We start from the raw sequence: 8,863 nt of genomic DNA, 5'->3' as shown, positions 1-8,863 counted from the left end.
CTTAACTGACTGGCATTACCTCATATGAGGACTTTTTTATATCTGAAGAAAGCTTAGTTTTCCAGTTTGACCGCTTCAAGCAGGTCAAAAATCACTGTAGTGACATCCTGACTCAGTTCGCGGTTATTAAATATCTCGTAGGCTGTAATGGTAATGTCCGTATCACTCGGCAACAGACGCTGTTCTTCCTCAATCAAGTCATTGATCGGTAAAAAAGTCTGTTTCACTTGCAGATGCAAAATATCCTTAAATTCAAGATTTTCATCATCCAGCTCGATCAGCTGTTCATTGAAATAAGGCAGCAAAATTGAATGAAGATAAGGTTGAATATCCTCGATATCAAAGATCTCGATATCACGGGTTTCATCAATCGTACTAATGTGGTCATTTACTTCAATTAAAATATGGTAGTAACTCACATGAATCTCCAAGAAAGTTGGCCTAAGACGTCCTACTGTTCTTCACAATAACATGAAATGAAACCAAGTTGTATTTTTACTAGCCTAAACACATAAATAATATAGGGAATTAAAACCTGAATGTTATCGGGTATACAATAGGGTCTTGTCTGCCGGGCGTAGTTTGAAATCTTGCAGATTCTGTTCACCCAATACAGGATACATTAAGGCTTCCGGATCATTATGATGATAGAGACCCAAGGCATGGCCCAGCTCATGTGCCAAAGTTAAACGTAAATCATCTTTGGCATCAAACTGGTAAATCTGGATCTTATCTCCCATAAAAATACCCTTATGAAACTGGCGTGGGGGAAAACGCTGCTGGGCCTGCTGGATATTTCGCTGATGGCTTTGCACACTGTTTTGATGAACAGAAACTTGCTGATTAAATGAAGATAGCTGTTCCTGAAGATAGGCATATTCGCGCTTAAAACTTTCCAGTTTAGGCTTGAGCATTTCCATCTCATACTGAAGCTGTTCACGCTCGGCAGATGAGCTGGCTTGTTGACGGCGTTGCAATAAAGTTTGAAATTCAAACTCAAGCTGACTTTTTTGCTGGATCAGTCGTTGCTGCTGATCTTCCAGATTTTTCTGTGAAACTTGCAGATTGCTGACTTCACGCTGATATCTGGCTTCATCGGCAAGTAACTTTTTTTCAACCTTTTTAAAGGCTTCATAGTCCTGTTGGCGTTGATCATAAATCAGTTGAATGGCCAGCTGAGCATTCTCATCATAGACCATCAGATCATCGCGATTGGTTCCTTCATGCCAGATCTGAATAGCTTCCTGACTTAATTGAATGACCTCATCACGGGTCAAGCCAAAACCGGGATCGACTTGGTCAATCCGGAAACGTAGGCGCGTATCGAAAGGATGGGTCAAACGGTCAGTCAGGGAATTAAATTTTAATTGTGGATGAGTCTTGGCTTGTAGATGCAAAAACAGTGACACAATGAAAACGACGATCCCCAGAAAACTTAAAAGACGCATAGTGTTTTTTTAAATATTGTTTGGCTCAATGTAGCTAAAAAAACAGCAAAATCCTAGCGTCAGAGCGATAAAAAGTGGCAATAAAAACCGTGCTTATGCACGGTTCTGCTCAGGTCAGATTACGATTTTTTACCTTTCCACTGCTCAACCTGTCTTGGCATATTGGAATGATAGATAAAGCCAAGGCCTATACCATTCAATAAGAAGATCGTAAATTCAATTAAATATTTCAGGTTATAGGAATGTCTGGTTTGGTGATTAAAGGCATACAGCGTGATTTCAGATTTAAAGATCTGGAAAATAATATAGCTCAGCAATCCAATAGCTAGAATGATAAAACCTTTTCCGGAAGGGTAACGCTGAGGTACAGCCAGGATCAGTAATACAATGATAGCAATCAGGAAACCCAAGGAAAAAGAAGCTTCAATTCCGAAAGTTTGCAGGTAATTAAAAGGCGCGAGTACCACATTCGGCGGTAAGATCAGAAGCAGATTGCCCATCGGGTAGAGCAGCATGATCGCAAGCCCGGAAGCCAGAAGAAAAAGCTTAATAAAATTCTGCATACGTTTTTATTTTTAAGTTATTTATTTCATTATAGTTTAATTAAAAAACATTCTATTGCCTATGCATTGAGCAAAAAAAAGACCACATAAAATGCGGTCTTTTTCTCAAAGTGACAAATTATTTTTTGTCATCTTTTACTTCAGTGAATTCAGCATCAACTACACCGTCATCTGCTTTTTGAGCTTGGCCTTCGCCGCCTTGAAATGCATTAGGATCGAAACCTTGTGCACCGCCTTGGCCTTGAGCTGCTTCATAAGCACGTTGAGTGATCGGCATAATAATGTTTTGCAATGCTTCAGTTTTCGCTTTGATTGCTTCAACATCATTTTCTTTCGTAGACGCTTCTAACTCAGAAACCGCAGTTTCGATTGCAGTTTTTTCGTCAGCAGTTACTTGTTCGCCAAGATCTTTTACTGCTTTTTGAGCAGAAGAGACTAGCGCATCCGCTTCGTTACGTGCTTTTGCAAGCTCTTCGAACTTACGGTCTTCTTCAGCATTTGCTTCAGCATCTTTGATCATTGCTTCGATTTCAGCATCAGACAAACCTGAGTTTGCTTTGATCTGGATAGATTGCTCTTTACCAGTGCTCTTATCTTTCGCAGATACTTTCAAGATACCATCTGCGTTGATGTCGAACGATACTTCAATTTGTGGCACACCACGTGGAGCAGGTGGGATGTCGCCTAACTGGAAGTTACCCAACAATTTGTTTTGTTGAGCCATTTTACGTTCACCTTGGTAAACTGAAATGTCTACAGCAGGCTGGTTGTCCGCAGCAGTTGAGAACACCTGAGATTTCTTCGCAGGAATCGTCGTGTTTTTCTCAATGATTGGAGTCAACACGCCACCCATGGTTTCAATACCAAGAGTTAGTGGAGTTACGTCAAGAAGAAGTACGTCAGTTTTATCACCAGACAATACCGCACCTTGGATCGCAGCACCCATTGCGACTGCTTCGTCCGGGTTCACGTCTTTACGTGGCTCGCGACCGAAGAATTCTTGTACTTTTTGTTGTACAAGTGGCATACGAGACTGACCACCTACCAAAATTACGTCAGAGATGTCAGAAGTTGAAAGACCTGCATCTTTCAGCGCAATCTTACAAGGCTCGATGGTACGAGCTACAAGATCAGCAACTAAACCTTCAAGTTTTGCACGAGTTACATTGATCACTAAGTGTTTAGGACCAGTCGCATCTGCAGTGATGTATGGAAGGTTGATTTCAGTTGCGTTAGAAGAAGAAAGCTCGATTTTTGCTTTTTCAGCTGCTTCTTTCAGACGTTGTAACGCAAGTGGATCGTTTTTCAAGTTAACGTTTTGTTCTTTCTTGAACTCTTCAACCAAGTAGTCGATCAATGCGTTATCGAAGTCTTCCCCACCAAGGAAGGTATCACCATTAGTTGATAACACTTCGATTTGCTGGTCGCCATCAAGGTCAGCAATTTCAATGATTGAAACGTCGAATGTACCACCACCCAAGTCGTATACCGCAACTTTACGGTCGCCTTCTTTCTTGTCCATACCGAACGCAAGCGCCGCAGCAGTTGGTTCGTTGATGATACGTTTAACTTCTAGGCCTGCAATTTTACCTGCATCCTTAGTTGCTTGACGTTGTGCATCGTTGAAGTAAGCAGGAACAGTAATCACCGCTTCAGTGACTGTTTCACCCAAGTAGTCTTCTGCAGTTTTCTTCATTTTTTTCAGAACTTCTGCAGAGATCTGTTGTGGAGCAAGTTTCTTGTCGTTTACTTCAACCCAAGCATCGCCATTGTCAGCTTTCAGGATTTTGTAAGGAACCAGACCGATATCTTTTTGTACCGCTTGGTCTTCATAACGACGACCGATCAGACGTTTGATCGCGAATAATGTGTTTTTAGGGTTGGTTACCGCTTGGCGTTTAGCTGATTGACCAACAAGGATCTCGCCATCTTTGTACGCAATAATAGATGGAGTTGTACGTGCGCCTTCAGCGTTTTCGATAACTTTAACTTTGTCGCCTTCAAGTACTGCAACACATGAGTTTGTAGTACCTAAGTCAATACCAATGATTTTAGCCATTTGGATGTTTCCTCAAAAATTCTTTTATTCCCAAATTTTTCCCTTTAACAAAGGGAAATTAAAAGGGATTTACTTGTTATCCGATATGAGAGCCGTTCAATTTTTTTCAAGTAAATTTTTAGAAAAAATTTCACAAACTCCCGATTTATTTCGCTTAAGCGCCAACCATGACCATTGCAGGACGTAATAAACGACCATTGAGGGCATAGCCTTTTTGCAAGACTGTACCGATTTCATTAGATTTGGCATTTGGATCAATACCGACTGCTTGATGCAATTCAGCATTAAAACCATTTGCGGTATCAACTGCGACTACACCAAATTTCTCTAGTGTATTGAGCAACGCTTTCAGCGTCAGTTCTACACCTTCACGTAACGGGCCCTGTTCTTCCCCTGCAGCAACAATCGCGCGCTCCAGGTTATCCACTGTATCTAGCAGCTCTTTAGAGAACTTTTCCAGCACAGTGTCTTTATGCTTTTCTGATTCACGCTGGATACGTTCCACACTTTTTTGTGCTTCGTAAACTGCATTGGCAGTGCGTGCTTTTTCTAACTTTAAGTCACCTTCAAGTTGTGCAATCTGCTCTTGTAAAGATTCAACGGTAACTTCTACTTGCTCAGGTTCAGCTTGAGTTTGCTCTACCTCTTGTGTCGCTTGCTCTTGCTCAAGATCTTGAGCTTGTTCGTTCTGCTCAGTTGCCATTGATTTACTCCGTTTAAATGGGTTCTTAAACATGTACAGTCCTTGGGCGTCAGAGTTAACTGCGTTAATACTGAACTGCCATGATTGAAATTTTTAATTATTTAAAGAAATCGGGGCAGGGGTAAAAAATTCAAGCACAAGTACAGATTAATTTTAGGATTTATTTAGATTTAATGACTTTCATAAATTTAGCATCGTATTTTTAGATAGAAATAATAATTTTTATCTGTTTTAAATGTTTTTAAGACCGGTGCATCATAGCGTCATTAACAGCGACCTTGTTCTGAGGAGAGAGCTGAACCAGGTTGCTGTTGCCTTATTTTTTAAACTGTTTTTTCCAGTCGGATCCCTCACACATGGTCCGGCTTTTTTTTGTCCAGATTGTTTTTTAGACATAAAAGCGATTAATAACCAAGCAATAAAGTATTACACAAAAAATGAGCAACGCTATATTATTCATTTCAGATTCTATCGCTGTAGTTTCTTCTCTTTTTTAGAAATGTGTTTTCGTGGCTTATCTTTTCTCTAGATAAGCCTTTTTTTTGCCTGAAATTTGCTTCGGTTTTCGACTTATAAGATGGGATCATCTTCATCAAGGCTGTGTTGAGTAAAAACATTTCTTCTATTAAAAGAAAATAACTGGAATGAGATCAAAACCATAAAACCGAGTCCATAAAAAAAGCCCTGATCTAAATCAGGGCCTCTTTTTTTATTTATATTCTGCCTAATCACGACGATTACGTGGTCGCTGCTGTTCCTGTTTACGTCGCTGATCATTCCAGCGTGGATTATTGGAGCGGTTTTGCTGAACCCGTTTACGCTGCTGTTCTGCCACTTTTTTACGTTGTTCCAGCTGCTGGCGACGTTTACGTTCGGCCTGAGCCTGTTTCTGACGCTGGTTACTCAGATTCTTGCGTTGCTGTTCCAGACGTTGTCGTTCCAGTTGAGTTTTACGACGATCCAGTTCTATTTGCCGACGACGTTCCTGTTCCCAGTTACGCTGCTGAATATTTTTGCGCCGTTCCAGTTCCAGCCTCTTACGTTGCTGTTCATATTCCCAGCGTTGCCGGTCATAGCGGCGGTCTTGATCATAACGATAGTCATAACCTCGATCGCGACGGTCATAACGTCCGTCATAATAACCATCATCAGGAAAAGCCACACAGCCTACGGCTAAAGCTAAAAATGCAGTGGCTAAGGATACCGTTATTATTTTTATCGCCATAAGCTATCTCCTTGTATACAGACTTCTACATCAAAGTCGCAAAAGTGCTGTAAAAATCTCACTTAAACTATCAATGACATCTGATTAAATTCAGGTTAGCGTATTTGGCAGATGATCTATGTACATTGATATTAAGACTTATATAAGAATATGGTCACTAAAACCCTAATCATGTAGAAAAAATGAAGAATTATGGGAAAAGGATGAAAACTCATGGGTGCGAATAATCCGGTCACAAAATTTGTAATGGATAAGGGGCAGGGCACTGCAGCACGCTTGCTGGATTGCCTGCCGAGCTTTGCACAAGAACGTCTGGTAAAAGCATTGGATTATCCTTATGACTATCCTGATTTGGATCCTTATATAAAATGCTTGATGGCGATTCAGATCAAACAGGGACAGCACGGTTTTATTAGTGAAGATGCGGTGCGATCACGTCAACTGTTTGATGAACGCATGAAAGCTATTCAGGCGAAACCGACGCCGGTCAAGGCAGTCGAGGATCTGCGTCTGCCATTGCAAAATGGCACTATCTTTGCCCGACATTATCATCCGGCACCACAGAAAAAATTGCCGATGGTCATTTTCTATCATGGTGGTGCATTTATAGTGGGTGGTCTGGATACGCATGATGAGTTCTGCCGTTTATTGGCGGTGCATGCCAAGGTGCAGGTACTCAGCGTGGCTTATCCGCTAACGCCCGAATACAGTCCTTTGCAGATGGTACAGGTCTGTGAAGATGCTCTGGCTTGGGTACATCAAAACATTAAGCAGCTGAAAATCTATAAAAACCAGATTGTAGTGGCCGGGGATAGTGCAGGTGGAAATCTGGCGGCAGTGGTTGCGCAGCGGAGTGCCGATAAAATCTATGCACCTCGCGCACAGTTATTGCTTTACCCGGCTGTCGATTTTAAAAGCCGCCATCCTTCTTTTTATGCATACAATCAGGGCCTGGTACTTTCAGCTCAGGATATTGATCTGGTGACCAAGCTATATGCTGAAACACATCAGGTCGAACTGGACGATCCGCTGATTTCACCGACCTATGGTGAACTGAAGAATCTGCCACCTGCCTATGTCATTACTGCCCGTCATGATGTATTGCATGATGAGGGTTCAATCTATGCTCTGAAGTTACGTGAGAATGGGGTGCGTGTGTATTATCAGGAATATACGGATCAGGCACACGGTTTTATCAATCTGACCCCAATTCATAAACGTTCGAAAAAGCAGGTTATTGAACTCAGCAAGAATTTCCGTAAATTCCTGGATAAAAAGATCTGACTCAAAAATAGATATAAAAAAGGTGTTTCACGAGAAACACCTTTTTTATTTTTTATGGATCTTGGCTTCTGGAAAGACTAGATTAAATTTAGGCACATAGAAGCTTTGTAAATATTTAGCCTTAGAAAAATCCGGGAATATATCCTGAGCATCTTGCCACTCTGCCTGAATAAGCTTGGATAAATAACCCCGAAATTGAGGGCTAAACTGATAATGTTGGGATTTCCAGGTTTGCCGGATTTTTAGCATGGAGCTTGGAAGATGATGACTATTTAAATAGAAAGAACGAGGAGATTTAGGTTTTTTAAGACGAAGCGTCATGCTTTGCTCACGATAAGTAATGCGGCAAATCGTTTCCTGTCCCTGTTCTTGCCAGTCAAACTCTGCATATTCTTTAGGAATACCCCACAAGTGCTGACCATGCACAATAGATTCATGAGTAGAGACATAAATTTTCGGAATAGTCGAAAGACGCCGTCTGCTAATTAAAGGATGATCCATAATGAGCAATTCATCATAAGGACCCACAGGAGAATGATGATAGCGCACTAATAGAACCTGAACGACACGGCCGAGTGGAGATGGCGCAATCCGAAAACTTTGAAATTCACGAATGAAATGAGGGGTAATCCAGTAATTTAGAATAAAACCCTCCCCCTGCAAATGCCAGGGCGGAAATTGATGGACGCTTTTCTCCTGTAGTAATGCATGGCTCATTATTATTCTCTTGTCTTTAGTCGGCAGGTCACTGCATTATTAGTCATGAAAGATTAATATGTTGTGAATCTCAACCTTTCTTTATCAGTAGATGAGTTAAAAAATGTTAAAAAAATCATTATCTGCTATCGCGTTGATCGCATTTAGCTTGCCAAGTTTTGCTGCCAATACCCTGATCGAGATGAAGACCTCATCCGGTAATATCGAAATTGAACTCTTTAATGACAAAGCACCGATTACGGTGAAAAACTTTGAAGAATATGTCAAAAGCAACTTCTATAAAGGAACCATTTTCCATCGGGTCATTCCTGGTTTCATGATTCAGGGCGGAGGCTTTGATCTCAACATGCAGGAAAAAGCCAATAATAAAGCTTCAATCAAGAATGAATCAGATAATGGTTTGCAAAACAAACGTGGCACTTTGGCCATGGCACGTACCAACGACCCTAATTCGGCGAAAGCGCAGTTCTTTATTAACTTGGTAGATAACAGTTTTCTGGATCGTTCACCAAGAAATGCTGGATATGCAGTATTTGGCCGGGTCACAAAAGGTATGGAAGTAGTCGATAAGATCGCTCAAGTACCTACTCAGAACTATGGCATGCATCAGGATGTTCCGAAAACAGCTGTGAAAATCAACAGTGTGACCATTAAAGCACCAAGCGTGAAAAAGTAAGTGAAAAATAAAACATAAATGTTTTGTTTATATTTTCTTTGGAATATTATGAACTTATGTAACAATTGGTAGGAAAATGAACTAATTTGGTGCATAAAAATGAAACAGTCATGATTGGTGTGCGTTAAAAGCACTTGCTTGTGTAGGAAATTGCCCTATAATGAGCTCATACCGACGAGATAGACGGA

The 8,863-nt window shown here is 41.0% G+C and carries 9 protein-coding genes; 2 read left to right on the top strand and 7 right to left on the bottom strand.

All coding sequences use genetic code 11. The features are described 5' to 3' along the window. Positions 1 to 53 precede the first annotated feature (53 nt). The 6 genes from G5T77_RS16540 to G5T77_RS16515 all read right to left on the bottom strand — a co-directional run bounded on the left by G5T77_RS16540 (position 54) and on the right by G5T77_RS16515 (position 5,998). Positions 54 to 431: a hypothetical protein gene (locus G5T77_RS16540; RefSeq protein ID WP_171521908.1), complete on the bottom strand. Its 378-nt coding sequence runs from the start codon at positions 429 to 431 to the stop codon at positions 54 to 56. 111 nt (positions 432 to 542) lie between these two features. Next, positions 543 to 1,448, bottom strand: coding sequence for a matrixin family metalloprotease (locus G5T77_RS16535; RefSeq protein WP_166138655.1), 906 nt, complete (start codon positions 1,446 to 1,448; stop codon positions 543 to 545). Positions 1,449 to 1,567: 119 nt separating this feature from the next. Then, positions 1,568 to 1,963: a hypothetical protein gene (locus tag G5T77_RS16530; protein ID WP_240904262.1), complete on the bottom strand. Its 396-nt coding sequence runs from the start codon at positions 1,961 to 1,963 to the stop codon at positions 1,568 to 1,570. 166 nt (positions 1,964 to 2,129) lie between these two features. Beyond that, positions 2,130 to 4,070 carry a molecular chaperone DnaK gene (gene dnaK / locus G5T77_RS16525; RefSeq protein WP_104426786.1) on the bottom strand — a complete coding sequence of 647 codons (1,941 nt, stop codon included), beginning with the start codon at positions 4,068 to 4,070 and terminating at the stop codon, positions 2,130 to 2,132. A 154-nt stretch (positions 4,071 to 4,224) separates the two neighbouring features. Beyond that, the gene (gene grpE, locus G5T77_RS16520) at positions 4,225 to 4,773 is read right to left on the bottom strand and encodes a nucleotide exchange factor GrpE (protein ID WP_166138659.1); all 549 of its coding nucleotides are present in this window, start codon (positions 4,771 to 4,773) and stop codon (positions 4,225 to 4,227) included. A 724-nt stretch (positions 4,774 to 5,497) separates the two neighbouring features. Further along, positions 5,498 to 5,998: a hypothetical protein gene (locus G5T77_RS16515; RefSeq protein ID WP_159124276.1), complete on the bottom strand. Its 501-nt coding sequence runs from the start codon at positions 5,996 to 5,998 to the stop codon at positions 5,498 to 5,500. A 213-nt stretch (positions 5,999 to 6,211) separates the two neighbouring features. Here G5T77_RS16515 and G5T77_RS16510 point away from each other — a divergent pair, with 213 nt between their 5' ends. After that, a complete protein-coding gene (locus G5T77_RS16510) occupies positions 6,212 to 7,282 on the top strand; it encodes an alpha/beta hydrolase (protein WP_166138650.1) in 1,071 nt (356 codons plus the stop codon). Between the two features lie 45 nt (positions 7,283 to 7,327). Here G5T77_RS16510 and G5T77_RS16505 read toward each other — a convergent pair whose 3' ends face one another. Next, positions 7,328 to 7,999 (bottom strand): acetoacetate decarboxylase family protein, encoded by a 672-nt coding sequence (locus G5T77_RS16505; protein WP_166138648.1) that lies wholly within the window; start codon positions 7,997 to 7,999, stop codon positions 7,328 to 7,330. Between the two features lie 103 nt (positions 8,000 to 8,102). On the opposite strand from G5T77_RS16505, the gene G5T77_RS16500 reads away from it, so the two are divergent. Then, the gene (locus G5T77_RS16500; RefSeq protein WP_166138645.1) at positions 8,103 to 8,675 is read left to right on the top strand and encodes a peptidylprolyl isomerase; all 573 of its coding nucleotides are present in this window, start codon (positions 8,103 to 8,105) and stop codon (positions 8,673 to 8,675) included. Positions 8,676 to 8,863 lie beyond the last annotated feature (188 nt).

Origin of the sequence: Acinetobacter sp. GFQ9D191M (assembly GCF_011174875.1) — a bacterium.
GTDB lineage: Bacteria > Pseudomonadota > Gammaproteobacteria > Pseudomonadales > Moraxellaceae > Acinetobacter.
This window is presented reverse-complemented; position numbering and strand designations above follow the sequence as displayed.

Bases quoted from the DNA above. Each gene is read 5' to 3' on its own strand.
- G5T77_RS16505 (WP_166138648.1), bottom strand. From the start codon at position 7,999: ATGAGCCATGCATTACTACAGGAGAAAAGCGTCCATCAATTTCCGCCC.
- dnaK (WP_104426786.1), bottom strand. From the start codon at position 4,070: ATGGCTAAAATCATTGGTATTGACTTAGGTACTACAAACTCATGTGTT.
- grpE (WP_166138659.1), bottom strand. From the start codon at position 4,773: ATGGCAACTGAGCAGAACGAACAAGCTCAAGATCTTGAGCAAGAGCAA.
- G5T77_RS16530 (WP_240904262.1), bottom strand. From the start codon at position 1,963: ATGCTGCTCTACCCGATGGGCAATCTGCTTCTGATCTTACCGCCGAAT.
- G5T77_RS16535 (WP_166138655.1), bottom strand. From the start codon at position 1,448: ATGCGTCTTTTAAGTTTTCTGGGGATCGTCGTTTTCATTGTGTCACTG.
- G5T77_RS16500 (WP_166138645.1), top strand. From the start codon at position 8,103: ATGTTAAAAAAATCATTATCTGCTATCGCGTTGATCGCATTTAGCTTG.
- G5T77_RS16515 (WP_159124276.1), bottom strand. From the start codon at position 5,998: ATGGCGATAAAAATAATAACGGTATCCTTAGCCACTGCATTTTTAGCT.
- G5T77_RS16510 (WP_166138650.1), top strand. From the start codon at position 6,212: ATGGGTGCGAATAATCCGGTCACAAAATTTGTAATGGATAAGGGGCAG.